This is a genomic window from Nocardioides bruguierae, from assembly GCF_023554635.1.
GTDB lineage: Bacteria > Actinomycetota > Actinomycetes > Propionibacteriales > Nocardioidaceae > Nocardioides > Nocardioides bruguierae.
In genome coordinates, this window is the sequence record NZ_JAMJPH010000018.1 from 1 (window position 1) to 25,225 (window position 25,225).

Genomic DNA, 25,225 nt, shown 5'->3' on the forward strand with positions numbered 1-25,225 from the left:
CCTGCGGGGGGGGGGTTGCCACCACGGCCCGCTGCGCCCCGCCCCCCCCCCCCCGCCCCTCGCACAGCACGACGGCCGCCCCGGACCCGGGGCGGCCGTCGTGTCAGAGGGCTGTCGCTGTGGAGCTGGCGGGAATCGAACCCGCGTCCTGTGGCGCTGGACCAGGTCTTCTCCGGGTGCAGTTCGTGCTGTTCGTTTTCTCAGCCCCGGTGCTCGCACGAACACGTCACCGACAGGCTCAGTCAGGTTTGAGTCCCGGTCAGCCGCCCTGACAGCAGCTGAACAGCAAGTCTCCTAGTCGACGCCAGGGTCCGGGACGGAGACGGATGCCCGGTCTGACGCTTCGATCACCGCTCAGGCGGCGAGAGCGAAGGAACTGCGCTTAGCGTTGGCAGTTATAGGTTTCCAGCGACTTTTACGAGATGGCGCTGGCTTCTCGACCCGCTTCCCCTGGAGACAACGTCCCCAGTCGAAACCGATCAGCCCCTCTTGAGTTGTACGCACCCAGTGTAACGGCCGCCGTCCACCCGTTTGTTCCCGGGCGGTCGCGCGCTCGGGTGCGGGTACCCGCAGGTCAGGACGTCAGCGGGCAATCCAGGCCCGCAGCGGCTCCACGCCCGGGCCGGTGAGCCCGTCGAGGCCCCGCGAGCGCCCGGTCAGCGCCAGCGCGACCCGGTGGGCCGGGCCCTCGACGCGGGGGCCGGTGCCGTGGGTCCAGTCGACGTCGGTGGTCGTGAGGGTGACCGCCGGGCGACGTCCGCGGGTGAACGCCCCGAGACGGGCCGGCGTGCCCACCAGGAACCCGAGCACGTGCGGCCACACGGCGGGGTCGTGGGCCACGTCCAGCCCGAGCGGCACCGCCATGTCGAGCGTGTGCACCCGCAGGTCGGTCAGCGGGGCGAGCGGGCCGAGGCCGGGCGGGGCGAAGCGGTTGCCGCACCCGGTGCGCAGCCGGTCGGCCACGATCTCGGCGCCCTCGTCGTCCGGCAGCGCGGCCGCACGCTCCTTGACCAGCGCGTTCATCGCCTTGTCGTAGGAGAACCAGTGCGTGGCCACGGCCAGCGCCAGGTCGGGCACCGAGATGGTCATGGGGGCGGTCAGGTGCACCGCCACCTGGCCCACGGTCCACGCCCGGCACAGGGACGGGGTGCTCCACTGCGCAGGCGTCAGCGACTGCACAAGGTCCGCCACGTACCGCCGCTCGCGCGCGACGGCGCTCCAGGTCTGCTCGGTCGTCAGCGGCAGGGGTGCAGAGACCGGCTCGGGGGTGCGCTCGGGGTCCACGGGCACCGATGATCCCAGGAACCGGTCGTCGGTGCGGCCGTGTCCACCGGTTTCCCCCAGGATGAGCCGGCTGTCGTCAGTCCGCGTGGCCCTTGAGCCGGCGGCCGACGGCGATCTCGGTCTCGCGCTTGGCGGTGCGCTCGGCGATGGCCTGGCGCTTGTCCCAGCTCTTCTTGCCTCGGGCGGTGGCGATCTCGATCTTGGCGCGGCCGTTGACGAAGTACAGGGCCAGCGGCACGACCGTGAGCCCCTTCTCGGCCACGCGGCGCTCGATCTTGTCGATCTCCGCCTTGTGCAGCAGCAGCTTGCGCTTGCGGCGGGCGGAGTGGTTCGTCCAGGTGCCCTGGAGGTACTCGGGGATGTGCACGCCGTGCAGCCAGGCCTCGCCACGGTCGATGTCGATGAACCCGTCCACGAGGGAGGCGCGCCCCTCGCGCAGCGACTTCACCTCGGTGCCCATGAGCACCAGACCGGCCTCGTAGGTGTCCTCGATGGCGTAGTCGTGTCGCGCCTTCTTGTTCTGCGCGATCATCTTGGTGCCCTGCTCCTTCGCCATGCCCCCAGTCTCCCTGATCAGGTCAACCGCATTCACATCCGGCAGGCGGGACGGTGCAGGACGAGGCTCAGGAGAGCCAGTTCATCGGGTCCACGGCGGTGCCGTCGACCAGCACCGTGAAGTGCAGGTGGCAGCCGGTGGACCAGCCGGTGGTGCCGGCGCGGCCCACGACGTTGCCGCGCTGGACGTAGTCGCCCACGTCGTAGCGGTAGCCCTGGGCGTGGTTGTAGACGACGGTCAGCGACCGGCCGTTGACCTTGCCCAGCGAGAGGTAGAGGCGGTTGCCGTAGACCGAGGAGTAGTACTTGGCGATCACGGTGCCCGAGCCCGCGGCCCGCATGGGCTCGCCGCAGTAGACGCCGAAGTCGGTGCCGTCGTGCAGGCCCCAGTACCCGTAGATCGGGTGGATGCGGTAGCCGAACGGGGAGGTGACGGCGCCTGGCACCGGACGGGTCAGGTAGCCGGACGCCTTGGCACGCACGTTCGTGCCGGAGCGCTGCGCGGCCCGCTCGATGCGGCCCTGGAGCCGACGCTCGCGAGCCTTGAGCCGGCGCAGGGTCCGCAGGTCGCGCTGCTTGACCGTGGCGGCCCGCTGCTTCGCGCTGATCCGAGCGGAGACGGTGGAGGCCACCCGGTCCCGGGCGGCCTCGGCCTGGGCCTCGAGGGAGGTGACGGTGGAGAGGTGGTCGGCGGCGGCCTCGCGCTGGGCGGCGACCTCCTCGCGAGCGGCGGAGACCTGCTCCTCGCGGACGCCGAGCAGCACCGCGGCGGCGTCGAGCTCGTCGTACATCCGGGTCTGGTGGCCGACCATCGCCTCGGCGGCGGCCTGCTGGCGCGCCACGTCCTCGGCGCTGCCGTCGGTGAGCAGACCCATGATCGCGTCGAGCTCGGCCGGGCCGTCGAGGTAGGAGTCGATCATCGAGTCCTTGACCTGGTCCTGCTGGCGGGCGAGGTCGCGGACGCCGGAGGCCAGGTCGGTGCGGGCCCGGTTGAGCCGGGCCTCGGCGGCGTCGAGCCGGTCCTGCATGAGGGCGTCGCGCGAGCGCGCGTCACGCAGCTTGTCGCGGACGACGGTGAGCTCGGCGCGCGCCTCGTTGAGCGCGGCCCGGGCCCGGTCGAGCTGGTTGATCGCCCGGCGCAGGCCGCTGGAGGCCTCCTCCAGGTCGTCCTCGGCCCCGTCGATCTTCTTGCCGACGTCCTTCTTCTTCTTCTTGAGCTCGTCGGAGTCGGCCGCGGAGACGAGGCCCGCGGGGGCGGCGCTGGCCGCCTGTCCGGTCACGACGGCCGCGGTGCCACTGACGGCACCGGAGCCCACGACTCCGAGCGCCAGGGCCCCGGCCGTGAGGGCCGCGGCGAGGCGCTGTCGGCTGGCGCTGGGGAAGAAGCGCACCGGGTGTCCTGCCTGTTCGAGGGTGGTACGTGCTGCGATGCGTCGCATGGTGCTCATGTGACGCATCGGCAGCGACGGTACGCGCCCGGAGTCAGACCTTGAGGTATTTCGACGTGAGCAGGAGTGTCGGGACGAGGCTGAGCACCGGCCCGAGGATCGCGACGACGATCGAGGCGAAGGCCCAGTCCTCCCAGCCGATCCACGGGATGAAGCCCAGGTACTGGCTGAAGACCCGCTGCACGCCGAAGAACATGAAGCCGGCCAGGGTGCCGACGGCGAGGCCGACCGCGACCAGCGTCGTGACCAGCACCTCCAGCAGGAACGGCAGCGCGATGTAGGCGCCGGAGGCACCCACCAGGCGCATGATGCCGATCTCCTTGCGGCGGGCGAACGCGGTCAGTCGGATGGTGTTCGCGACCAGCAGCAGGGCCGCGATGATGAGCGCGACGGCGATGGCCAGCGAGCCCACCTGCATGCCGCTCATGATCTTCAGCAGCGGGTTGATGGTCTGGCGCTGGTCGCGCACCGACGACACCCCGTCCAGACCGGCGACGGCGCTGGTGACCGCCTCGAACTGGTCCGGCGACTTCAGCGTGACCCAGATCGACTCCGGCATGTCGTCCTCGGTGAGAACCGCGTTCTCGCCCTCGAAGCGGTCGGCGTCGTCGGAGTAGAGCTCCTTGACCTTCTCGAACGCCTCGGCCTTGGACTCCAGCTCCCACGAGTCGACCTGGGCGCTGTCGTCGAGCACCTGCCCGATCGCGCGCTTCTCCTCGTTGCTGACCTCGCCGAGGCAGCGGGCGTTGGAGTCGTCCGCGCGGCACAGGTAGACGGTGATCTGGAGCTCGCTGCCCCACTGGTCGACGGTCTTCTCCGCCTGGCTGCGGACCATCAGCGCGGTGCCGACCATCGTGAGCGAGACGAAGAGCGTGAGGATCACGGCCAGGTGCATCGACGTGTTGCGTCGCAGGCCCTGGCCGAGGTTCGAGAGGACGTAGCGCATGGCGGGAGGAGTGCCCTTTCAGTGCTGCGCGGGCGGGGAGACGTGCGGGAGGGGAGGCGGGGGCGTCAGTGCTGGAAGCCGTAGACGCCGCGGTCCTGGTCGCGGACGACCTGGCCGTGCTCGAGCTCGACGACGCGCTTGCGCATCTGGTCGACGATCCCGTGGTCGTGGGTGGCCATCAGCACGGTGGTGCCGGTCCGGTTGATCCGGTCCAGCAGCTTCATGATGCCGACGGTGGTGCCGGGGTCGAGGTTGCCGGTGGGCTCGTCGGCCACCAGGATCATCGGCCGCGTCACGAAGGCGCGCGCGACGGCGACGCGCTGCTGCTCGCCGCCGGAGAGCTCGTCGGGCATCCGGTCGGCCTTGCCGTCCAGGCCGACCATCTCCAGCGTCTCCGGGACGCGGGAGCGGATCTCCTTGGGCGAGTAGCCGGTGACCTGGAGGGCGAACGCGACGTTCTCGGCGACGGTCTTGTTCGGCAGCAGCCGGAAGTCCTGGAACACGGTGCCGATCTGGCGGCGCAGCCGCGGGACCTTCCAGCCGGCGAGCCGGTTGATCTCCTTGCCGGCCACGTAGACACGACCGGACGTGGGCCGCGCCTCGCGCAGCACGAGCCGGAGCGCCGTGGACTTGCCGGAGCCGGAGGCGCCGACGAGGAACACGAACTCGCCCTTCTCGACGTCGATCGAGACCTGGTCGAGCGCGGGGGCGCCCCCGCCCGGGTAGGACTTGGAGACCTTCTCGAAGCGGATCACCCGAAGGAGGTTACGCGGACCACCTGAGCGTCCCCGGCATCCGCACGCGTGGCGCGCATCCGTACCCTCCCTCACATGCGTGCCCGGCTCCCCCGCCCCGTCAGCCTCGTCCTGGCGGCCTGCGTGCTCCTGGGGGGAACGCTCACCGCGTGCACCTCCGGCGGCACCACGGACGACGGCGGCGCCGCCGTGCCCGGCGAGACGGTCTCCGCCTCCGACCTCGTCCCCTCCCCCTCGTCCGTGGCGGGGCTCTCGGCGCAGCAGCCCGACCTGGTGGTCGAGCGGGCGTCGTTCTGCGACCAGGTGCCGGACGCCGCCGTGCTGGCCGCCCTGGGCCGTCGCGAGGGCGGGCGGGTGCCCAGCCTGGCGCGGTGGGACGACGGCGACACCACCGTGCTCACCCAGGGACTGGCCGAGGGCACCAGCGACGTCGCGCACGAGTACGGCTGCCGCTGGACCACCGGCCGCGGCGCCGCGGTGGTGCCCGGCGTCCAGGCGTGGGTCTACGCGCCGGCGGTCGGCACCGGGCGGGCCCGGAGCCTGGCGCGGGGGCTGGCCGACTCCGTCTCCGGCGACGGGGTGACCTGCCAGGAGCGCTCCGACGCCGACGTGCTGGGCACGGTCGGCGCCACCGCCGTGTGCTCCTCGGACGCCGGCCGGGCCGTCGTCCGCGCGGGCCTGCTCGGCGAGGCGTGGCTGACCTGCACCGTGACCGCGCCCAGCGACGTGGCCACGGGAGCCCTCCTGCGCCGCTCGGACGCCTGGTGCGCCGCGGTGGCGCTCGCCGGCGCCGCGGACTGATCCTGACCTGCACGGACAACGCCGGCGACGGGTATCGACAAGAGTCGGTGAAGACCGCCTCCGCGGTGCGCGCGCGCCCCTAGCCTGCCGACGTGGACTCCCCCCGCTCCCTCCGCCGTCCTCGTCGCGCCCGCCTGCTCGCGCTCGCCGCCGCGACGGTGGCCGCCGCCGCCCTGGCCGCACCCGTGGCCGGGCCCCTGGCGCCGGCGCAGGCCGCGGACGAGCCCGCCTCCGACCTCACGGTGGTCGACGCCGACCTGCTGCCCGCCCCGGCCCGGGGCACGCGGGCTGTGCGGCTGCTCGGTGAGGACCTGGGCACCGCGGCAGCGCTCAACGACCTGACCGGCCGGGCGCTGGCCGAGGTGCTGCGCGAGGACCGCACGGCCTGGCTGGACCCCACGGGCCGGCTGTTCTACCGCGACGAGCTGGCCGCAAACCGCGACCAGGCCTCCCCGCAGGCCACGGCGGCCGACCTCGTCGTCCCGGCCGAGGACACCTTCACCCTGCACTCGCTGCCGGGCGCTCAGCGCACGATCTTCATCGACTTCGACGGCGGCACCGTCTCGGGCACGGCCTGGAACGCCTGGAAGCTGACCACCACGAGCGTCCTCGGGTTCTCCTACGACGCCGACTACTCGACCTTCAGCACCGCCGAGCGGGCGCTGATCCAGCAGGTGTGGCAGCAGGTCGCCGAGGACTTCGCGCCGTTCGCCGTGGACGTGACGACGCAGGACCCGGGGGCGGCGGCGCTGACCCGCTCCGGCTCCGGAGACCAGGTCTACGGCGCGCACGCCATGGTCACCGACGACCTGGTCGCGCACGCCGCGCTGTGCGTGAGCAGCGGCTGCACCGGCATCGCCTACGTCGACGTCTTCGACGACACCAGCAGCGCCTACTACTCCCCCGCCTGGGCGTTCACCGGCTACTACGACGACGTGGAGACCATCACCGGCACCGTCAGCCACGAGGTCGGCCACAACCTGGGGCTCTCCCACGACGGGGTCTCCGGCGGCACGGCCTACTACGGCGGCCAGGGCATCTGGGGGCCGATCATGGGCTCGACGTGGCGCCCGCTGGTGCAGTGGAGCAAGGGCGAGTACCCGAGCCCCAGCAACACCGAGGACGACCTGTCGCTGATCGCCGCCAACGGCGCCCCGCGGCGCACCGACGACGTGGGCGACACGGTGGCCGCCGCGTCCGCGACCGCGCTGCCGACGTCCGGGGTGATCGGCACGCCCACCGACGTCGACGTCTTCGCCCTCGGCACCTGCACCGGCGAGGTCACCGTGAGTGCCGCGACCGCCGAGACCAGCCCGAACCTCGACCTCGAGCTGCAGGTGCTGGACGCCGGCGGCGCCACGCTCGCCACGGCCGACCCGGCCTCCGCGGCCGGCGACGGCGTCACTGCCTCGGGCACCGGAGCCGCGGCCACGGTGAGCGTGGTCGACGAGCCCTTGTTCGCGCGCCTCGACGGCGTCGGCAACGGCAGCTGGGCCGCCGGCGGCTACGGCGACTACGGCTCGCTCGGCGGCTACACGCTCGCGGTCTCCGGCTGCGAGACCTCCTCCGCCACGGCCCCCGGCACGCCCACCGGCGTGAGCGCCACCGCCACCGGCACGACCACGGCGACCGTCTCCTGGGCGGCACCGGCCTCCGACGGCGGCAGCGCCGTGACCGGCTACGTGGTCAGCCTCGACGGCGCCGACGTCGCGACGGTGTCCGCCGGCACGACCAGCCGGGCGCTGACCGGCCTGTCCGCGGGCACCACGTACACGGTGGGCGTGCGCGCCACCAACGCGGTCGGGGACTCCCCCGTCGCCACCACCGGTCTCACCACGGACGCCGGCACCGCCACCGTGCCGGACGCGCCGAGCGACCTGGTGCTGACCTGGGACGCTGACGCAGGCCTGCTGCTGCTCGCCTTCACCGAGCCCGCCTCCGACGGGGGCGCCCCCGTCGAGGCCTACCGGGTCTACGAGTCCGGTGGGCTCATCGGCACGGTCTCGAGCGGAGCCGGTGGCGCCATCTCCGGGTTCGCCCCCGGCGACGTGGCCGTGATCGCGGTGACGGCGCTCAACAGCGTCGGCGAGTCCGCTGCCGCGTCCGCGACGCTGGTGATCCCCCGCGCCGCCACGACACCGGGGCGTCCGCGCATCGGCGCCGCCTCGTCCGGGCGTCGGGGTGGGGCGGTCACGGCCGTGGCGCGCTGGAGCGCCCCGTCCTCCGACGGCGGCGCGGCGCTGACCGGCTACCGCGTGGTGGCGCGGAAGTGGGACGCGGCCGGCCGGGTGGTGCAGGTGCGACGCGTGGACGTGGCGGCGTCGGTGACACGGAAGGCCCTGCGGCTCACGCGGGGCCGGTGGTCCTTCCGCGTGCAGGCGCGCAACACCGAGGGCCTCTCACGACCCTCGGCCGCCTCGGGCGTGGTGCGGGCGCGCTGAGCCCCCGCGGGGCGAGGCTCAGGCCTCGACCTTCTCCGCGCCGCGGCGCCAGCGGATGCCCGCCTCGAGGAACCCGTCGATCTCGCCGTCGAAGACGGGCTGCGGGTTGCCGGTCTCGAAGCCGGTGCGCAGGTCCTTGACGATCTGGTACGGGTTGAGCACGTAGTTGCGCATCTGGTCGCCCCACGAGGCGGCGACGTCGCCCTTGAGGTCCTTCTTCAGCGCGGCCTCCTCGGCCTTCTTGCGGGCGAGGAGCTTGGCCTTGAGGACGATCATCGCGGCGGCCTTGTTCTGCAGCTGCGACTTCTCGTTCTGGCAGGAGACAACGATGCCGGTCGGGATGTGCGTGAGGCGCACCGCCGAGTCGGTGGTGTTGACCGACTGGCCGCCGGGCCCACCGGAGCGGAAGACGTCGGTGCGGACCTCGTTCTCGTCGATCTCGATCTCGTCGGTCTGCTCCAGCTGGGGCACGACCTCGACGGCGGCGAAGGACGTCTGGCGGCGGCCCTGGTTGTCGAAGGGGCTGATCCGCACCAGGCGGTGGGTGCCGACCTCGACCGAGAGGGTGCCGTACGCGTAGGGCGCGTGGATCGCGAACTCGGCGGACTTGATGCCCGCCTCCTCGGCGTAGGAGACGTCGAAGACCTCGACGGAGTACTTGTTGCGCTCGGCCCAGCGCGTGTACATGCGCATCAGCATCTCGGCGAAGTCCGCCGCGTCGACACCACCGGCGCCGGAGCGGATCGTCACGATCGCCTCGCGGGCGTCGTACTCGCCCGAGAGCAGCGTGCGGACCTCGAGGCTCTCGACCGCCGTCTTGACCTTGGGCAGCTCGCGCTGCGCCTCCTCCATGGAGTCGGCGTCGTCGGCCTCGACCGCGAGCTCGACGAGGACGCCGAGGTCCTCGATCCGGTTGCTCAGCCGCTCGAAGCGCTCGAGCTGGCCCTGGAGGTCGGAGAGCTTGCCGGTGACGCGCGTGGCGTTCGCCTGGTCGTCCCAAAGGTCGGGCGCGGCGACCTGCTCCTGGAGGGAGGCGATCTCCGCCTTCATCGTCTCCAGGTCCAGCACCTGCTCGATGGTGTGCATCGTCGCCTGGAGCTGCTTGATCTCGCTGTCGAAGTCGGGGCCTGCCACATGCGCAGACTACGGCCCCCGTCCAGCCGGGGCCTACTCGTGGGTCGCCCGCGGCCCCGGCAGCGCGTCGTCCCCGCGCCGGCGCCGGGTCATGGCCGGGTCATGGCCGGGTCACCGCCGGCTCACCGCCGGCAGCGTCCGAAGACCTGCGCGGCCCACCAGCGGCCGTCGTCGTCCTTGACCGCGGCCATGCCCAGGAGGCGGAACCGCTTGTTCAGGATGTTGGCGCGGTGGCCCTCCGAGCGCATCCAGGCCCGCACGACCTGGCGGCCGGTCGAGTAGCCCATGGCGATGTTCTCGCCGGCGGTGGAGAGCTTGCAGTCCTCCATCACCGGCGTGAGGTCCTGGTGCTCCAGGCTGTTGTTCCTCGCCATCCACCGCACGTGCCGCTCGGCCTTGCGCTGCACGCAGCGCTGCCGGCGCAGCTTCACCAGGTCGTGGTTCGCGCGGGCCTTGTTGGTGACCTGGCGCGCCACCTTCTCGTAGCGGTCGCCCACCGCGGCGCCCGCGGGCGAGGCGGGCCCGAGGGGCCCGGCCGTCAGCACGAGCGCGAGCAGGGCGAGGACGGCGGCGCGCAGCCGCGTCGGGGCGCTCATCGCAGGTCCACCAGACCGGGCACGTGCAGCCGGTCCGAGGAGTAGGCGGGGGCGTCGCTGCGCCACAGGGTCGTGAACGAGGCCAGCCGCACGCGGCCGGGCCGGTCGGGGACGCAGCGCTCCGGCACGTTCACCGTGAGGCGGCCGGCGCTGCGGTCGACACCGAGGCGGGGCGTGCAGCTGCGCGAGGTGGTGCCCTCGTCGAAGAAGGCGAAGACCTCGCGGTCCTGCACCCCGAGGTCGAAGCCGGCGGACCAGGCGCTGCCCTGGCGCGGGGTGACGCGCAGCTGGAGCACCTGGTCGAAGGCGTCGCTGCGGGTGATCCGGCGCAGGGTCATGACGAACCGCACCCGGGAGCGCTGCGGCAGCGCCACGACGCGCATCTTGCGCAGGTCGATGCTGGCCTTCTGCCGGCGCGTCAGCGTGCTGGACACGCCCTCCTCCCAGTCGCCGCGGGCGTCGGTGACGGTCAGCGGCAGCCCCAGGACGCCGGTGTCGCCCGCCTGGGCTGGGGCACCCAGGCCGGGCAGCAGGAGCCCGGCCAGGACCAGCGGCAGGGTCAGGAGCGCACGCTGGCCGGGGACGCGGCGGCGTGCCGGGCTGTGTGCCGGTGCTGGTGGCTGGGCCCCGGCGGTGGGCACGGCGGTGGCGGTGGGGGTGGCGGTCATGGTGGGCCTCCGAGCGAGCCGACGGGATGACGTGACGGGCACCATAGCCCGATCGCGGAGCCCTGCCGAGTGGTTCTCCCCGGCGTCCCCGCCTCGCCGAGGAGCGGGGTTCGGGCGGCGCCTCCGGACGCGCCACGACCCCGCGCCGGACACAGGCGGGGCGGGGTCGTGGGGCTCTGCCCCGGTGCGGGGCGGGCGACGCGGCCGGCGAGGCCGGGTGCGCGTGGGGGGTCAGCGGCGCCGGAGCGTCCCGCCGTACCACTTGTGCGTCCACACCTTCTCGACGCGGACGCGGCCGTTGCTGTAGGGAGCGTGCAGCACCATGCGGTGGCCGTTGCGCCAGCCGGCGAAGATGCCGACGTGGTAGACGCCGCTGGAGCCGTAGAAGAACATCATGTCGCCGCGGCGCATGTTCGACTTCTTGATGCGGCCGGTGAACTTGGCCTGGGCGCTGGACGTGCGCGGCATGCGCTTGAAGCCGGCCTTGCGGAACGAGAACATCGTCAGGCCGGAGCAGTCGAACCGGTTCGGGCCGTCGGCGCCGTACTGGTAGGGGTCGCCCTTCTGGTTCGAGGCGACCCGCGTGCCCTGTCGGACGTTGCGGAGGGTCGCCTTGCGGTGGGCGGCGGTGCGCTTCTGTGCCGCGTTGGCGGCGGCGGGACCGTTCTCGGTCGTGGTGACGGCGGAGGTGACCGCGAGGAGGCCGAAGGCGAGGGCCGAGACGACGACCAGGCGGGTGGTGAGGTTCCCCAGGGCGCGCAGCGCCGAGGGCATGGCAGCAAGCTTCAAGACGTGAGTCCCTTCCACGCCTGTGAGGTGAGCTGTCGGGTTCGGGCGGAAAGGTGCCCGGCCGTGCACGCACGGCTTCACCCCGAGCGGTAGCCCGGTTCGTCGGGACCGCGATAGGTGGGTCCCCCACTCCTGCCCTGGTGGTGCTCGGCCGGCCGCGACGGGCCGGGTACGTGGACCGGTCGACAGGCGGGGCAAGGACTCGGCGTTCGCCCGTGGACCGGTGGTGCTCTTCGTTGCGATGTGTCCCGAGGACCGTAGGCAGGCTCCCTGAAGGGAACCCAAACCATCACGGGGGTTCTCACGTCTTCCTCACAGCCGGTTGCGGGGAAGACGGGGGCATCGCTGTGCATCCGTGCTGGTGAGAGCACTTCTGCACGATGCAGATGTGACTCCACACACTTTTACCGAAGAGACCTTTCTTCACACGACTGCCGTGCGCTAAAGGCACGTCATGCGGACGGCCACGTCCGCCATCTGCGAAGAGGCGCGTGCTCGACCTCTTACGGACCGTCCACGTCCGCCGAGCGGACGCCCTTGCCGGCGTCCCCGCGCCCCGGGGGCTCGTAGGCCGTCTCCTGCCCGGTGAGCCGACGGACGATCGGGTCGACGTCGCCCAGCTCGATGCCGGCCCAGTGCCGGTGCATCCGTTCCGCGACGGCGAACGTGGTGCCGCTGCCGCCGAACGGGTCGAGGACGACGTCGCCGGGCTCGGTCGAGATCGTCAGCACCCGCTCCAGCAGCTTCTCCGAGAGCTGGTTCGGGCCACGGTTCTTGGTGCCGCGGTGCCGGACCGGAGTGATGTCGGTCCACACGTCCGAGAGGTTGATGCCGTCAGGGTGCAGCTTGGCCCGGTGACCGCCGTAGTCCTTCACGTCCCCGCCGCAGTGCCGACACGTCTCCACGGGCAGCCGTGGGCGCTCGAAGCGTCCTGGCTTGCCGCGCGTGTAGTAGAGGAGCGAGTAGTGGGAGGGGTACAGGCGCCCCTGGATCGGCAGGCTCATCTTCAGGTCCACCGCGACCCAGTGGCGGAAGGTCAGGCCGAGGCCGTTGAGGACGTGGCCGAGCTCGATGTTCCAGCGCGGCACGTGGTAGAGCCACAGCGCGCCGCCGGGCTTGAGCACCCGCGCGCACTCGCGCAGCCACTGCTCGCACCAGGCGAGGTACTCGGCGTCGTCCAGGCGGTCGGTGACGCCGGCGCCGTAGTCCTTGTCGAGGTTGAAGGGCGGGTCGGCGAAGACCACGTCGACGCAGGCGTCGGCGACCGTCGGCAGCCAGGCCAGGCAGTCGCCCTGGTGGAGGGTGCCCAGGTCGGTGCTGAGCACCGCGCGGGCCTCCCCGTGCGTCGGGCCGCTCACCGGATGGACGCCCGCCGGCGCGCCGCGGCCCGGTCGTGCTCGATCCACTCCTGCTCGGTGCGCGGCTGCACGTTCTCCAGGCGCTGCACGGCCCAGGCGTTGTACTCGGGCTCGAGCTCGCAGGCCAGCCACCGGCGGCCGAGCTGCTCGGCGACCACGGCGGTGGTGCCCGACCCGGAGAAGGGGTCGAGGACGACGTCCCCCGCCGCGCTCGAGGCGAGCACGAACTTGCGCACGAGCTCCTCCGGCTTCTGCGTCGGGTGCGGGGTCTTCTCCCCCATGCCGTTGCAGGTGGTCGGGACCTCGATGACGTCCTTGGGCTTCGCGCCGAGCGGGTGCGGCTGCCAGGCCTCGGCCCGCTGCTCGCGCCCCTGGCTGAAGGCGCTGGTCTCGGCCTGGGCGCGGCCGGGGTACTTCAGGGTGTGCGCGCCGTAGGGGATGCGCACCGGGTCCTGGTCGATCCGCGTCGCGCGGGACTTGCGGAAGTGCAGGATCGCCTCGTGGCTGCGGCCCCAGTCGCTGCCCAGGTTCGCCTTGTTCCTGTAGTGCCACACCAGCCAGCGCACCGAGTGGAAGTGCCGCATCGCCGGGTGCTTGAGGTCGGCCAGCACCTCGGGGAACCCGCAGACGTACAGGCTGCCGGTGGGCTTGAGGACGCGGGACGCCTCGACCATCCACTCCATCGACCAGGAGATGTAGGCCTCGGCGGACTCGAAGGAGTCCCACGCCGCCTTCTTGATGTTGTACGGCGGGTCGGCGAAGACGAGGTCGACGCTGCTGTCCGGCAACGTGCGCAGCCAGGCGATCGAGTCGCCCTCGAACAGGGCGCTCTCCCCGGTGCGGTGGACCTCGCGCGGGGCGGGCAGCGGCTCTGCCGGGGCGCTCATGCCCGCTCCTCCCGCTCCCGCTCGTCGACTCTCGACGGCGCGGGCATCCTACGGTGCGCCGCCCTCAGTCGTCCGTGGTGGTGGAGGCAGAGCCCTCCGCCGCGACCGTCGCCTCGCCGGGTCCGCCCGGCACCGTCAGCGGCAGGTCCAGCGGTGCGCGCAACCGCACCAGGACGGTGTCACCACTGACCGAGACCTCCGCGCTCAGACCCGGGTACTCCGACGTCGCCCCCACCTGGTCCAGGTAGGACGCCACACCCGCCCGCGCCGCGTCCGCGTCCACCGGCAACGCACCCTCCGGCACCCCCTCGGTGTACAGCGACGTGCCGGCCGCCCCCGCGTCCGCCCCGTACAGCGCCGCACCGTCGGCCAGCGTCGAGAGCCCCGAGCGCTGCAGGTAGGCCGCGCTGGCGTCGGTCACGATCGCCACCGCCCCCAGCAGCACCACCAGGAACCCCACCACCAGCACCGTGGTCTGGCCGGCGTCGTCCTTCCTCCTCGCCCGAGGCTCGCCCACCGTGCTCACCCCACTGACAGAGTTCACGGGGTCACCTCCTGGTAGCGGCCCACCGGCACCGCATGCGTGGCCGCCACCGCGAACGTGGGACCGACACCGAACACGTCGGGGAAGGGCAGGTCCACCCGGCTCTCCACCACCACCGTCACCACCGCGGTGCCCGAGTGGCAGTCGGCGTAGCCGCCGCAGTCGAAGGCCACGTCCGCGCTGTTCTCCACGCCCTGGTCGGCCAGGGCCCGGACGGCGGCCGCCCGCCCCGCCTCGGCACCGGCCGCGTCGTCGGCCGCGAGCACGTAGGCACGCGCCGACGAGCGCGCCGCGGACTCGACCGCGAACGCACCGCGCTGCACCTCGAAGACCGAGAGCAGGAACCAGATCAGCGGCACCAGCAGCAGGATCACCAACCAGGTCAGCTCGATGACGGCGCTGCCGCGGTCACCGCGGCCTCGACGCTCCCCGCGGGCGATCACTCCTCCGTCTCCTGCACGGCGCTCCCCGAGACCTCGAAGGCCACGGCCGGCCCGCCGATGCCCAGCGCGGGCACCTCGGCCCGCACGGTGACCACGACGGTGGGTGCGCCGTCGACGGACACGACGTCAGCGCTCACGTCGTCGGCGAACCGACCCGAGACCACCGAGGACGCCTGGCTCACCGTCCGGGCGCGCGCGTCCTCGGGCCCACGCCCGACCACGGCCCCGTAGCGGGCCCCGTCAGAGGCGGCCGAGGCGAGCGTGTTGCGCACGAACAGCGTCAGCGCCAGCTGGAGGATGCCGAGCACGAGCGGGAGCACCACCGCGAGGACCAGCACGAAGTCGACGACGGCGGAGCCACGCTGGCCGCGACGCCTCCCCGGCGTGGCCCGGTGTCGGGCGGGGCGCCGGACGTGCGGTGCGCTCACTGCACCGAGTCGAGCGCCGCCCGCACCATGTCGGCCATGACCGGGCCGGCGAAGGCGCTGATCGCTGCGACGATGCCGGCGGTCATCACCGTCACCATGACCCAGCCGGGCACGTCACCGCGGTCGTCGCGGCGGGCGCGGCCGTCGGAGGCTGCGGCCAGGACCAGCAGGCCGGCCAGGGCGACCCGCAGGGTGGTGAGGAACGCCGCGGAGCGGCGAGGGGCGGTGCGGTCGTCGTGCATGGGGTGTTCCTTTCCCGAGAGACGCCCCGCGAGCGGGGCCGGACAGAGAGAGCCAGGTCAGGTGACGCTGAGGCTCAGGCCGATGAGGCCGGGGTAGAAGGCGAACGCTCTGTGACCTTTACAGGTGTTACGGTACGTCCGTGAACGACTCTCCTGCCAAGCGCGCCCTCATCTACACCCGCGTGTCTCGCGACGACTCAGGCGAGGGCCAGAGCAACCAGCGTCAGGAGGAGTCGTGCCGGACGTTCGCCAACCTCCGGGGCTACGAGGTTGTGGACGTAGAGGCCGACATCTCGACATCGGCCTACTCGGGCAAAGTGCGACCCGCCTGGAGCCGAGTTCTAGAGAGGGTCCGAGCCGAAGAGGTCGACATCGTGTTGGCCTGGAAGGTCGACCGAGTTACCCGCACGGTCCGAGAACTCGTCTCGATCATCGACCTGTTTCGTGAGCACAACGTCAGCGTCGTGACCGTCGACGGCGACCTTGACCTGTCCACGCCGCAGGGAAGAGCAGTCGCAACCATCCTCGGTTCTGTCGCTCAGATGGAGGTCGAGCGGAAGGGAGAGCGTCAGCGGGCTGCCAACGCGCAGCGTCGAGCCGAGGGGCAGCCCTGGAAGAGCGGTTGGGCATCCTTCGGGTACGACCTCGACAAGAACCTGATCCCGGAGCAAGCCGAGATGATCCGCAAGGCGGCAGCAGATGTGCTGTCAGGACAATCCCTGAAGGGGATCGCAAGAGAATGGCGGGCGTCGGGAGTCACCACGCCACGGAGCAGTCAGGGCGCAGACGGTTGGACACACAACGGGGTTAAGACCATCCTCTTGAACCCAGTCAACGCAGGCATCAACACCTACCAAGGCAAGGAGATTGGCCCTGGGGCTTGGGAACCAATCCTCCCCGAGTCGACTCTGCGTCAACTACAAGCCCTGCTCGGTGATCCAGCGAGGCGGACTGGCAAGGCTGCGGGTAGCGGGCGACGAGCCGAGAACCTCCTCTCAGGCATCGCCAAGTGCGCCACCTGTGGCCACAAAGTCCAGGCAGGTTCCAGTAACGGCAAGAAGGTCTACAAGTGCAGCAACCCGTCCGGCGACCATCTCACTACTGAGCGAGAAGCAGCCGACACGTTCGTGCTCAACGCGCTCACATCCTCGGCGGGCGAGATCTTCGATAGCAGCAGAGTGCTGCCGGACGTTGGCGAGACAGAAGCGGCCGATCACCTCGTCGCAGAGATAGAAGCTCTCGACCGTCGGGAGCGACTCATCACGGAACGGTTCACTGACGGTTCCATATCGGAGGAAACGTGGAGTCTTGCTCTGGCGGCAGCCGGAAAGCAGCGCGAAGACCTGCAAGCGAGGCTCGCAACTTCAGGGGGAGATACCCGAACCGCAGCAGCCCTCGCCAAGGCGAGGATCGACAACTTCCTTGCCCTCTCACTGAGTGACAAGCGCTTGGCCCTGCAAGCCATCGTGGACATCGAGTTGCACTCTCGTCAGCGACGCCGCAACCGCCCCATCTCTGAACAGGTTTCCGTCTGGTCACGTAACCCTGACCGCCTGAGCCCCCTAGTAGCCGGTAACAATCCGGCAAGCCTTTCAGTAAAGCAAGAGATTTTGGCTGAGCGCGACGCCAAGGTGCTAGCAATGCTCGGCGATGACTACGCAGACGACGACGCCTGAGAACGCCCAAGAAAAGGAAGCCGACGTTGGCAACACTTCACCGCCCCTCAGACAACCCCGAGTACGACCATGACGCTGAGGTGCTGAAACCAGAGCAACGGGTCGCGTCTACCCCCGCTAACAAGTTGATCTGGCAGACGACCCTGATTGCCCGCTCGATCGACGAGGGCATGACTCCTGGCTGCCAGCACGTGGCACTTGTCCTATCGACGTACACCAACGCGGACGGGTCCAAGGCCCACCCATCCAACGCTCTGCTGGTCGAGAGGACCGGGACCAGCAAGTCAACCGTGTCCCGATCTCTGAAGTACCTGCGGGAACATGGATGGGTCACACAGGAGAGTCGAGGCACGGGAGGCTCAGGCAAGGCCAGCGTCTACCGATTGACCATCCCGTCATAGGTGTCACCAGAGGGGCACTACCAAGCCAGTTAAAATCTAACTCCTTACTTCCTAACTCCTTACTTCCTAACCCCTTACTTCCTAACTCCTTACTTCCTAACTCCTTACTTCCTAACTCCTTACTTCCTAACCCCTTACTTCCTAACCCCTTACTTCCTAACTCCTTACTTCCTAACAGGTTTACTTCCTAACAGGTTTACTAGCTAACAGGTTTACTTGCTAACAGGTCTACCTGGTAGCAGCAGATACCCCCTCGCCACCACCTCTGCCGATGCCAGGCAAGGGCCGCTGACGCGGCCACCCAAGGCCCACCTGCCACCACCTCCACCGATGCCAGGCAGGGCCGCTGACGCGGCCACCCAAGGCCCACCTGCCACCACCTCCACCGATGCCAGGCAAGGGCCGCTGACGCGGCCACCCAAGGCCCACCTGCCACCACCTCCACCGATGCCAGGCTCGGCCGCTGCCCAAGAAGGGCTGTTCGGGCGATCTTTACCGTTTCCACGCCGGGACCTACCCTTTGGCACTAAGTTGATTGTGCCCAAGGAGAGGGGACCTCGTGACAGAAGCACTTCTTGACGACGCGCGCATGGCAAGTGCCGTCAGTAACATCGTGTCTCGCTCGGAACGCCAGCAGAAAACCGATGTCCTTCGCGAGACCTACGTCGAGACCGGGGTTATGCCTCAGGTGAACAACTTTGGCAACCAAATCCTTTACGGACGCCGTGGCACTGGGAAGACTCACGTACTGCAGGTCCTTGGCGCCGAGCTTGAAAACGATCCCGGCACCTACGTCATCTACCTAGATATCCGACTGCTCGGCAGCGCCCACCTGTTCACTGACACTAGCCAGGCTCCGGCTGACCGATGCGTCGCCGTCTTCAAAGATCTGTTGTCACTGGTCCAGAGCCGTCTCCTCGACATCGCCACGGATCCTGCCGGTGACGGCGCGGGCATCGAGGAGGTAAGTCGGCTTGCAGAATTCATCACGCAGAAGACTGCCCAGGTAAACCAGAGGACCATCCGCAACGCCACTTCCCAGAGCAACTCCACTGCAGCCGGGATACAAGCCGGACTGAGCCAAACCGGACCCACCGCTGGTCTCGACCTCGGGAGCACGCGAACCAGCTCCGGGCAGCAAGAGGTCGAGTTCACCGAGGCCCTACGAGAGACCATCGTCTTCAGCGAGATTTACCAGGTTCTCGATCAGGCCCTTGCCGCGATGGGCGTCGAGCACTTGGTGCTGATGATCGACGAGTGGACTTCAATCCCCACCGACCTACAGCCCTTTATTGCGGAGTTTCTCAAGAGGTCCATCTTCCCGAGCAACCGCATCACCGTAAAAATCGGTTCGTTGGAGTATAGATCCCGCTTCAGCGTTCCACAGCCGCAAGGCGGCAACGTTATTGGCTTCGAGCTTGGCCCTGACATCACCGCAAACCTAGACCTCGACGACTACTACGTGTACGAGCGGAACCAAAACAAAGTTGAAGAAATCTTTGCCGCACTGCTTTTTAAGCACGTGACTTCCGGCCTCAATAGCGAAGCCACCGACGAGCACTCCCTGCGCGACGCAGCCTCCTTCAGGTCTCGGATGTTCAGCGAGCGCGGGACCTTTGTCGAACTGGTGAGGGCAGGCGAGGGGGTGGTCCGAGATTTCTTGGGCATCTTTGGATCGGCGTTCTTCAAGGCGAAGTCTTCTGGCCGCGCGCGTATCGACATGCACTCCGTGGAAGAGGCCGCACGAGACTGGTACGAAACTGATAAGTCGGCCTCGCTGTCCGACGTGCAGAGAGTTGCACTCCACAAGATCATCACAGACGTGATCGGAAACCGCTCCACCAAGATGTTCATGCTGTCTCGAGAACGGGCCGATCACCCGATGATCCAGTCACTCTTCGATTTACGATTGATCCACTTGATCGAGCGAGGCTACAGCGACAAAGAAAACCCTGGGCAGAGATACAACATCTACGCTCTTGACTACGGCACCTACGTAGACCTAAAGCGAACGAAGGCTTCCCCTGAAGCGTTTCTCTTCAGCGATGTAGAAGAAGCCCCCGCACCCGACCGCATCGTGCCTTTCGCAGACAAGCGGAGCATCCGCCGGGTCATTCTCGATACGGCAATCTTCGACAACTTGCGATGAGCGCCTTCGCTGGAGATTCCGAACCTCGGGATCGGCCAGAGAGGCAAGTCGACACGGCTGACGAGGCCAAACTAATGGCACCCGCAGAGCGCGCGAGTCTCGGATCGCACCCCCATAACTGCCAGCGCCAGGCGCCCTTATTCGTCGTCCCAGCGATCAGTGGTTTTGTTCCACCTCACCGTGGGCTGAGGCGCGCTACCGCCCAGCATCTGCTCGGCAACCTTGTCGAACGACTTCAGGGCCAGTTCAACAGCAGCCGGGCTTTCACTCTCCACAGTCGCGATCGAGGTTCTGTCTCCCTCGGAGATCTTGATAGTGATCCTGGTCGACGCCGAACTTCGACTCCCGAGCGCCAGTCTCCCGCTTAGCAACATCTTGATCGCGTCCCAGAGCAAGTTGCCGCCGATCAAAGACCAGGCACTCCCAAGCACGTCGATAACGACGTTCGGGTCAGGATCGAAGGAGTACTCGTACAGCCTTCGGACAGTCACATCCGGGATCACAGCCGACAAGACCCCGCGTGCATCAGCTAAGGCATCGTCTGGGAACCACGCTGCATTGCCCGCGATCAGGAGTCGACCGCTGGGCCGACCTCCCGACTCCCCAGCAAGCGGCGCGGTCATCGTCAACGAAATGCCGGACATCTGCTCCAGGGCGCCGACATCCTCAGGGTGGATCTCGGCACCGAAAGCTAGCCCGAACTCCCCGTCCTCAAGATCCTTGACGAACGCGCGAAAGTTCTTGGTCCTGAGCCGCCTGCTCTCGTCATGGTTCTGCGACATAGGCAAGCCACGGTGATTGATATCAACTGCTAGTTGCTCAAGAAACGCTTTGGGGAACCTGGTTCCGCCATAGGCCTCGATCCGATGGGTTGTCGCAAGTACACCATGGATAGGAATCCAGCTACTAAATTCACTCACCGCCACAAATCCAATCAGTAGGACTCCTACTTATAGAGCAGCAGCACGCACTCTCCATAAATCCCGTTACCATGTAACTCTACCCTGGAACGTGAGCACCTTCAGGTCAGCATCAGGGGCTCGGTAGTTAGCAACATGCTTCAGCTCACCACCGGTAGCCGTGACTGCGCCGTCATCATCAAGGGTTAGCTCGATATCGCGAACGACAATAAGGTCCGCCCCATGCGGGCACCGTCTGAAATGAGCAACTTCATTTCTTGTGTAGATGACCGAACCCGTGGCACCCGATGACCCCTTTACCTCCACGTGCTTCTCTTGACCGTCGTCACGCCGACAAACGAGATCGTACGGCTTCCCAAGGGGAATAACTTCAGTCCAGCCATGCTGGAGCATGTGAGCAGTTGCAAGTTCAACAGCACGACGCTCCGTAGCACGATTGAGATCGGCGTCCGTCTGCCTTCCTTGCCCACCCGCACGTCGTTCGTCCGGGCTAGGCATGCCCACACCCACGGGTGCAGTTTGCGCTGCCCCTGCACCGATGCCCATCCCAGCCATCAGGTCTGCGATGTCAACGTCCCGAGCAACCTTCACGTAGCCGCTAACACCAGACTGCCGGAGAGTTTCGCTCACCGCAGGAGGGAGGGGTCCGCCCCGAGTGTTCACTCGCTGAAGATCACCGATGTAAGAGATCCCAAAGCGTGGGTTGTACTTGACCTCTCCAGTGGCCATCTCGTCTGGCCAATGAGGAGCGCGACCCGCAAACGGACTGGACGTCACCTCGCACAGAACAACGTCGATCCTTGACGTATCCCACTGTCCGCCGCGAGGACCGCCAGCAACCTTTTCTCCAAAGATGACAAAGTCACCCAGCACAGGCTCGCCGCCTGAGAAGCCCCTCGCGAGTCCCCAGGTTGACGTGGCGATACCGTGCTTCAAGTTGTTTCGAGACACTTGGTTATCAGCAGAGTAGATGCACCATATGTCCGACACAGGGGGTAACTCCTTTTAGGATACCTGAGATGGATAACGCCAGGCACTTTCATGAAACGACAGGGCAACCCTACTCACTGAGCCTCGCGCGTGCTCTGTAAGACGAAAAGAAGCTAGTCCCCCGCCTGCGGATGGGCCGGCCCACCTGCTCATGCATAACTTTACCTGCAGCAAAACGTCTTCGAGGCCGTGGGATGAACCCAAGAACCTGCGCACGCTCAGAGACGTCAAGACCCTGCGGTCCCCCGCGGAGTCGCGTGGGGGTCATACCCCACCCTGTCGCGACCGCAGAACCGTGGCACAACCCTGAGTGCCATGACGTAGCGGTCCCACCACAGGGCGAGACGGGGTTACACCCCCTACCGCCTGGCAGCCAGGCTGCCCTCCATCCCGTCAGGGAGCACTGAGCGCAGCAAGGATGCCCATAGGAGCCCCTCTCGCGCCCTAACAGGTGGCGAGTGAATGGAGCCACCACTCCGATCCCCTCAGGCCCTTAGAGGGGCGCTCAGTCGCTCCGAGCCACCTGACCGCAAGATCTTCGGTCCGATGGACCATCCCAGTTACCCGTCGTATTACCCATAAAGGCCATAAGGCGAAGAGCACCGTGACGGGCAGGACGAGGAAGACGACCGGCACCATCATCAGCACCTCGCGGCGGGCGGCCGACTCGATGAGGGTGCGGCGCCCGGACTCCCGCACGTCGGCGGCCTGGGCGTGCAGCACGTCGGCCAGCGGCGTGCCGCGCTCGACCGCGGTGGCGATGCCCTGGGCGAACCGGGCCACGGCCGGCAGCCCGGTGCGGGCGGCGAGCCGGTCGAAGGCCTGGGCGACGGGCGCGCCGGTGCGGATCTCGCCGAGCACCCCGGCGAGGTCCTCGGAGAAGGCGCCGCGGGAGCGGGCCACCACGCGGGACAGTGCGCCGACGGGGCTCTCCCCCGCCGCGACCGCGAGCGAGAGCAGCTCGGCCAGCGTCGGCAGCTCCGCGAGCACCAGTCGCTCGCGCTTGGTGACCTGCTGCCCCAACCACCAGTCGCGGCCGAGCACGCCGAGGGCCAGCGCGACGGCGCACAGGGCCACCGCACCGAGCACCGAGCCGGGGTCCGCCAGGGTCCGCACGAGCCCGACGCCGGCCGCGACGGTGAACGCGGCCAGGCCCCACAGCACCTGCTCGACGCGGAAGTCGTGCACGCTCTGCTCCAGGCCCGCCCGGTCCAGGCGCCGCCGGACGGACGCGCTGCCACCGAGCACCCGCTCGACCAGCGCGGCCGCGGAGCGCACCGGCGGCCCGAAGACACCGACCAGGGCCGACGTCCGGGACGCCGGGGCGACGCCGGGCAACGGCGCGCGGCCGACCTGCGGCAGGTCGCGGACGTAGGGCAGCACCCGCACGGAGAGCTGCGGGCGGCGCAACGCGCGCACCCGGCCCACGGCGAGGATGACGCCGGCGGCGGCCGTGCCGCCGAGCAGGCCCCCGACGACGGCCGGGTCGAGCACCACCAGCGGAGCCAGCAGCGGGACCAGGAGGGAGTCGGTCATGCCAGCACCCGCTTCTCCCGGGGCAGCCGGCCCACGCGCATCATCACGCGGTAGGCGAGCACGCAGGCGCCCGCCCCGACCGCCAGGATGATCGCGCCGGTCGGCGTGGAGTAGGCGCGCATGAGGTCGGGGTTGCCCGACATCAGCAGCAGCACCAGCCACGGCGCCGCGACCGCGAGGCGGGCGCCGTTGACCGTCCAGGCCTGGCGGGACTCCAGCTCGGACCGGGTCCGGGCGTCCTCGCGCAGGAAGGTCGAGAGGTTGCGCAGCAGGCGACCCAGGTCGCCGCCGCCCACCTCGCGTGCGACGCGCAGGCCCTCGAGCACCCGGTCGCCGACGGGGTCGGCCAGGTCGGCCTTCAGCCGGTCGAGGCAGTCCCCGAAGCGTCCGGAGACCTGGTAGTCGAGCGCGAAGGAGGTGAACGCGGGGCGCAGGGCCTCGGGCCCGCGGACGCCGAGCGCGCCGAGGGCGTCGGGCAGCGACATGCCCGCGCGCACGGCGGAGGACAGGTCGTCCACCGCCTCGGGCCAGACCTCGGCCAGCTCGCGCTGGCGGCGGGTCGCGCGCCCGGAGACGATGCCGACCGGCAGGTAGGAGGCCAGGGCGCCGAAGGCCAGCGCCACGGGCGGGGTGAGGGTGACGACCCAGACGACCAGGGCGACGACCAGGCCGAGCCCGGCGCACAGCGCCACGAACCCGCGCGGCGAGACCTCCCGCAGGCCGGCGGAGGCCAGCAGCCGCTCGACGCGCCCCGGACCCGGCGGCTCGCTCGGCTTCTCCGCGCGCGGCACGGCGAACGCCGACCAGACGAGCAGCAGGCCCAGACCCACCCCGAGACCGACGAGGGCGCCCATCAGCGACCACCCGCCAGCAGCGCGTGCACGTCGATGCCCAGCCGCTCGAAGCGCTCCGGACGGGGCGGGGTGCCGTGCGCCCGCACGAGCTGCCCGCCACGGCGGGTGAAGATCGGCTCGGTCTCGATCACGTCACCCTCGGCGCGGCCCGGCACGGCGACGATCTCGTTGACGTGCCGTCGTCCGCGGGGGTCGAGGCCGAGGTGGACGACGAGGTCCACCGAGGTGGCGACCGTGGGGACCACGAACCGGCTGGAGATGTTCTCGCCGGCCAGCAGCGGCAGCGTGCACATCTTGAGCAGAGCCTCGCGGGCGGAGTTGGCGTGCAGGGTGCACATGCCGGGCAGCCCGGCGTTGAGCGCCAGCACGAGGTCGAGGCACTCGGCGGCGCGCACCTCGCCGACGATGAGCCGGTTGGGGCGCATCCGCAGCGCTTCCTTCACCAGGTCGCGCAGGGTCACCTCGCCGGTGCCCTCGAGCCCGGCCTGGCGGGTCTGCATCGGGACCCAGTCCGGGTGCGCGAACCGCAGCTCGAAGACCTCCTCCGCGGTGATGACGCGCTCCCCTCCCGGGATCGCGGCGCTCAGGGCGTTGAGCATGGTGGTCTTGCCAGCCTGCGTTCCACCGGCCACCAGGATGTTCAGCCCCGCACGCACGGACGCCTCGAGGAAGGCGGCTGCCTCGCTGGTGAGGCTGCCCAGCTCGACCAGGTCGGCGGTGCGCGCGGCGCGCAGCACGAACTTGCGGATGTTCACCGCCGAGAACCCGCGGCTGATGCCCTCCAGCACCACGTGCAGCCGGTGCCCCTCGGGCAGCATCGCGTCCACGAACGGCCGGGACAGGTCGATCCGGCGCCCGGAGCTCTTCAGCATCCGCTCGACCAGCTCGTCGACCTGCCCGCGGGTCAGCCGCAGGTTGGTCAGCTCGTGGCGCCCCCGGCGGGCCACGAACACCCGGGAGGGGTCGTTGATCCAGACCTCCTCGACCTCGGGGTCGTCCAGCAGCGGCTGCAGCGGACCGAACCCGCTGACCCGCGCCACCAGCTCGGCCACCAGCGCCTCGACGTCGTCGACCGGCGCCACCGCGCCCGTCAGTGAACGCTCGTCGTGGGCACGCACGAGCGAGGTCGCGAGGCGCCGCACCACGGCGGACTCCACCTGCGGGTCCACGCCCTCACGGCGCACCAGCACCCGCAGCTCGGCGTCCAGCTGCTCCACCAGCGCCGCGTCCGTCCGCGCAGGGGCAGCCGCGGAGGAGGCGAGGTCGGTCGTGGTCGAGGGGGTCATGCGGCTCCGTCCCGAGAGGAGTCGTCGGTCTCCCCGTCAGGAACAGGGCGACGCCGTGCCCGACCCTTCTACCCCGGGTAAAGAACGCCTACAC

General features: G+C 69.6%; 25 protein-coding genes, 1 other RNA gene and 1 riboswitch. Of the genes, 5 read left to right on the forward strand and 21 right to left on the reverse strand.

From position 1 onward, the window contains the following. Positions 1-117 precede the first annotated feature (117 nt). The 6 genes from ssrA to ftsE all read right to left on the reverse strand — a co-directional run bounded on the left by ssrA (position 118) and on the right by ftsE (position 4,988). Positions 118-487: a transfer-messenger RNA gene (ssrA, locus tag M8316_RS09560) on the reverse strand. A 95-nt stretch (positions 488-582) separates the two neighbouring features. Next, positions 583-1,290, reverse strand: a complete 708-nt coding sequence (locus M8316_RS09565) for a maleylpyruvate isomerase family mycothiol-dependent enzyme (protein WP_250054075.1) — start codon at positions 1,288-1,290, stop codon at positions 583-585. Between the two features lie 70 nt (positions 1,291-1,360). Beyond that, positions 1,361-1,840: an SsrA-binding protein SmpB gene (gene smpB, locus M8316_RS09570; RefSeq protein WP_250054077.1), complete on the reverse strand. Its 480-nt coding sequence runs from the start codon at positions 1,838-1,840 to the stop codon at positions 1,361-1,363. 67 nt (positions 1,841-1,907) lie between these two features. After that, complete coding sequence (locus M8316_RS09575; protein WP_250054079.1) at positions 1,908-3,287, reverse strand: peptidoglycan DD-metalloendopeptidase family protein; 1,380 nt, start codon at positions 3,285-3,287, stop codon at positions 1,908-1,910. Positions 3,288-3,321: 34 nt separating this feature from the next. Then, a complete protein-coding gene (gene ftsX / locus M8316_RS09580; RefSeq protein ID WP_250054081.1) occupies positions 3,322-4,233 on the reverse strand; it encodes a permease-like cell division protein FtsX in 912 nt (303 codons plus the stop codon). Between the two features lie 65 nt (positions 4,234-4,298). Then, complete coding sequence (ftsE, locus tag M8316_RS09585) at positions 4,299-4,988, reverse strand: cell division ATP-binding protein FtsE (protein WP_250054083.1); 690 nt, start codon at positions 4,986-4,988, stop codon at positions 4,299-4,301. 75 nt (positions 4,989-5,063) lie between these two features. On the opposite strand from ftsE, the gene M8316_RS09590 reads away from it, so the two are divergent. Together M8316_RS09590 and M8316_RS20565 are read left to right on the forward strand one after the other, a co-directional pair. Continuing rightward, positions 5,064-5,789 (forward strand): hypothetical protein, encoded by a 726-nt coding sequence (locus tag M8316_RS09590; protein WP_250054085.1) that lies wholly within the window; start codon positions 5,064-5,066, stop codon positions 5,787-5,789. Between the two features lie 92 nt (positions 5,790-5,881). Then, positions 5,882-8,230, forward strand: coding sequence for a fibronectin type III domain-containing protein (locus M8316_RS20565; protein ID WP_308195987.1), 2,349 nt, complete (start codon positions 5,882-5,884; stop codon positions 8,228-8,230). An 18-nt stretch (positions 8,231-8,248) separates the two neighbouring features. Here the strand turns inward: M8316_RS20565 and prfB are convergent, their stop codons facing one another. From prfB to M8316_RS09645, 10 genes are all read right to left on the reverse strand, one after another. Continuing rightward, a complete protein-coding gene (gene prfB, locus M8316_RS09600) occupies positions 8,249-9,364 on the reverse strand; it encodes a peptide chain release factor 2 (RefSeq protein ID WP_250054087.1) in 1,116 nt (371 codons plus the stop codon). A 122-nt stretch (positions 9,365-9,486) separates the two neighbouring features. Then, the gene (locus M8316_RS09605) at positions 9,487-9,960 is read right to left on the reverse strand and encodes a CAP domain-containing protein (protein ID WP_250054089.1); all 474 of its coding nucleotides are present in this window, start codon (positions 9,958-9,960) and stop codon (positions 9,487-9,489) included. Beyond that, on the reverse strand, positions 9,957-10,628 hold the full coding sequence (locus tag M8316_RS09610) for a hypothetical protein (RefSeq protein WP_250054091.1): 672 nt from the start codon (positions 10,626-10,628) through the stop codon (positions 9,957-9,959). Before M8316_RS09610 ends, M8316_RS09605 begins: the two co-directional genes overlap by 4 nt. Positions 10,629-10,859: 231 nt before the next feature. Beyond that, complete coding sequence (locus tag M8316_RS09615) at positions 10,860-11,402, reverse strand: C40 family peptidase (protein ID WP_250054093.1); 543 nt, start codon at positions 11,400-11,402, stop codon at positions 10,860-10,862. A gap of 23 nt (positions 11,403-11,425) precedes the next feature. After that, positions 11,426-11,570: riboswitch (cyclic di-AMP (ydaO/yuaA leader) on the reverse strand. Between the two features lie 350 nt (positions 11,571-11,920). Then, complete coding sequence (locus M8316_RS09620) at positions 11,921-12,775, reverse strand: DNA-methyltransferase (protein WP_250054095.1); 855 nt, start codon at positions 12,773-12,775, stop codon at positions 11,921-11,923. Beyond that, positions 12,772-13,662 carry a DNA-methyltransferase gene (locus M8316_RS09625; RefSeq protein ID WP_250054097.1) on the reverse strand — a complete coding sequence of 297 codons (891 nt, stop codon included), beginning with the start codon at positions 13,660-13,662 and terminating at the stop codon, positions 12,772-12,774. The genes M8316_RS09620 and M8316_RS09625 overlap by 4 nt, the downstream gene beginning before the upstream one ends. 64 nt (positions 13,663-13,726) lie before the next feature. Then, complete coding sequence (locus M8316_RS09630) at positions 13,727-14,206, reverse strand: pilus assembly protein TadG-related protein (protein WP_250054099.1); 480 nt, start codon at positions 14,204-14,206, stop codon at positions 13,727-13,729. After that, positions 14,203-14,649: a hypothetical protein gene (locus M8316_RS09635; RefSeq protein ID WP_250054101.1), complete on the reverse strand. Its 447-nt coding sequence runs from the start codon at positions 14,647-14,649 to the stop codon at positions 14,203-14,205. The genes M8316_RS09630 and M8316_RS09635 overlap by 4 nt, the downstream gene beginning before the upstream one ends. Continuing rightward, positions 14,646-15,077 (reverse strand): TadE/TadG family type IV pilus assembly protein, encoded by a 432-nt coding sequence (locus M8316_RS09640; protein ID WP_250054103.1) that lies wholly within the window; start codon positions 15,075-15,077, stop codon positions 14,646-14,648. Before M8316_RS09640 ends, M8316_RS09635 begins: the two co-directional genes overlap by 4 nt. Continuing rightward, complete coding sequence (locus M8316_RS09645) at positions 15,074-15,319, reverse strand: hypothetical protein (protein ID WP_250054105.1); 246 nt, start codon at positions 15,317-15,319, stop codon at positions 15,074-15,076. Before M8316_RS09645 ends, M8316_RS09640 begins: the two co-directional genes overlap by 4 nt. Before the next feature lie 140 nt (positions 15,320-15,459). Here M8316_RS09645 and M8316_RS09650 point away from each other — a divergent pair, with 140 nt between their 5' ends. From M8316_RS09650 to M8316_RS09655, 3 genes are all read left to right on the forward strand, one after another. Continuing rightward, positions 15,460-16,995, forward strand: a complete 1,536-nt coding sequence (locus tag M8316_RS09650) for a recombinase family protein (protein ID WP_250054107.1) — start codon at positions 15,460-15,462, stop codon at positions 16,993-16,995. 170 nt (positions 16,996-17,165) lie between these two features. Further along, positions 17,166-17,396 (forward strand): helix-turn-helix domain-containing protein, encoded by a 231-nt coding sequence (locus M8316_RS21275; RefSeq protein ID WP_372490576.1) that lies wholly within the window; start codon positions 17,166-17,168, stop codon positions 17,394-17,396. Positions 17,397-17,955: 559 nt separating this feature from the next. Next, the gene (locus M8316_RS09655; RefSeq protein ID WP_250054108.1) at positions 17,956-19,545 is read left to right on the forward strand and encodes a hypothetical protein; all 1,590 of its coding nucleotides are present in this window, start codon (positions 17,956-17,958) and stop codon (positions 19,543-19,545) included. A 137-nt stretch (positions 19,546-19,682) separates the two neighbouring features. Here the strand turns inward: M8316_RS09655 and M8316_RS09660 are convergent, their stop codons facing one another. The 5 genes from M8316_RS09660 to M8316_RS09675 all read right to left on the reverse strand — a co-directional run bounded on the left by M8316_RS09660 (position 19,683) and on the right by M8316_RS09675 (position 25,131). Then, positions 19,683-20,327, reverse strand: coding sequence for a hypothetical protein (locus M8316_RS09660; RefSeq protein WP_250054110.1), 645 nt, complete (start codon positions 20,325-20,327; stop codon positions 19,683-19,685). 204 nt (positions 20,328-20,531) lie between these two features. After that, positions 20,532-21,194 (reverse strand): protein NO VEIN domain-containing protein, encoded by a 663-nt coding sequence (locus tag M8316_RS21280; protein WP_372490577.1) that lies wholly within the window; start codon positions 21,192-21,194, stop codon positions 20,532-20,534. 705 nt (positions 21,195-21,899) lie between these two features. Next, positions 21,900-22,991 (reverse strand): type II secretion system F family protein, encoded by a 1,092-nt coding sequence (locus M8316_RS09665; RefSeq protein ID WP_250054112.1) that lies wholly within the window; start codon positions 22,989-22,991, stop codon positions 21,900-21,902. After that, the gene (locus M8316_RS09670) at positions 22,988-23,845 is read right to left on the reverse strand and encodes a type II secretion system F family protein (protein WP_250054114.1); all 858 of its coding nucleotides are present in this window, start codon (positions 23,843-23,845) and stop codon (positions 22,988-22,990) included. The genes M8316_RS09665 and M8316_RS09670 overlap by 4 nt, the downstream gene beginning before the upstream one ends. Continuing rightward, positions 23,845-25,131 carry a TadA family conjugal transfer-associated ATPase gene (locus M8316_RS09675; RefSeq protein ID WP_250054116.1) on the reverse strand — a complete coding sequence of 429 codons (1,287 nt, stop codon included), beginning with the start codon at positions 25,129-25,131 and terminating at the stop codon, positions 23,845-23,847. The genes M8316_RS09670 and M8316_RS09675 overlap by 1 nt, the downstream gene beginning before the upstream one ends. Positions 25,132-25,225 lie beyond the last annotated feature (94 nt).

Bases quoted from the DNA above. Each gene is read 5' to 3' on its own strand.
- smpB (WP_250054077.1), bottom strand. From the start codon at position 1,840: ATGGCGAAGGAGCAGGGCACCAAGATGATCGCGCAGAACAAGAAGGCG.
- M8316_RS09575 (WP_250054079.1), bottom strand. From the start codon at position 3,287: ATGAGCACCATGCGACGCATCGCAGCACGTACCACCCTCGAACAGGCA.
- ftsX (WP_250054081.1), bottom strand. From the start codon at position 4,233: ATGCGCTACGTCCTCTCGAACCTCGGCCAGGGCCTGCGACGCAACACG.
- M8316_RS09590 (WP_250054085.1), top strand. From the start codon at position 5,064: ATGCGTGCCCGGCTCCCCCGCCCCGTCAGCCTCGTCCTGGCGGCCTGC.
- M8316_RS09605 (WP_250054089.1), bottom strand. From the start codon at position 9,960: ATGAGCGCCCCGACGCGGCTGCGCGCCGCCGTCCTCGCCCTGCTCGCG.
- M8316_RS09610 (WP_250054091.1), bottom strand. From the start codon at position 10,628: ATGACCGCCACCCCCACCGCCACCGCCGTGCCCACCGCCGGGGCCCAG.
- M8316_RS09615 (WP_250054093.1), bottom strand. From the start codon at position 11,402: ATGCCCTCGGCGCTGCGCGCCCTGGGGAACCTCACCACCCGCCTGGTC.
- M8316_RS09625 (WP_250054097.1), bottom strand. From the start codon at position 13,662: ATGAGCGCCCCGGCAGAGCCGCTGCCCGCCCCGCGCGAGGTCCACCGC.
- M8316_RS09645 (WP_250054105.1), bottom strand. From the start codon at position 15,319: ATGCACGACGACCGCACCGCCCCTCGCCGCTCCGCGGCGTTCCTCACC.
- M8316_RS21275 (WP_372490576.1), top strand. From the start codon at position 17,166: ATGACTCCTGGCTGCCAGCACGTGGCACTTGTCCTATCGACGTACACC.
- M8316_RS09660 (WP_250054110.1), bottom strand. From the start codon at position 20,327: ATGTCGCAGAACCATGACGAGAGCAGGCGGCTCAGGACCAAGAACTTT.
- M8316_RS21280 (WP_372490577.1), bottom strand. From the start codon at position 21,194: ATGGCCACTGGAGAGGTCAAGTACAACCCACGCTTTGGGATCTCTTAC.
- M8316_RS09665 (WP_250054112.1), bottom strand. From the start codon at position 22,991: ATGACCGACTCCCTCCTGGTCCCGCTGCTGGCTCCGCTGGTGGTGCTC.
- M8316_RS09670 (WP_250054114.1), bottom strand. From the start codon at position 23,845: ATGGGCGCCCTCGTCGGTCTCGGGGTGGGTCTGGGCCTGCTGCTCGTC.
- M8316_RS09675 (WP_250054116.1), bottom strand. From the start codon at position 25,131: ATGACCCCCTCGACCACGACCGACCTCGCCTCCTCCGCGGCTGCCCCT.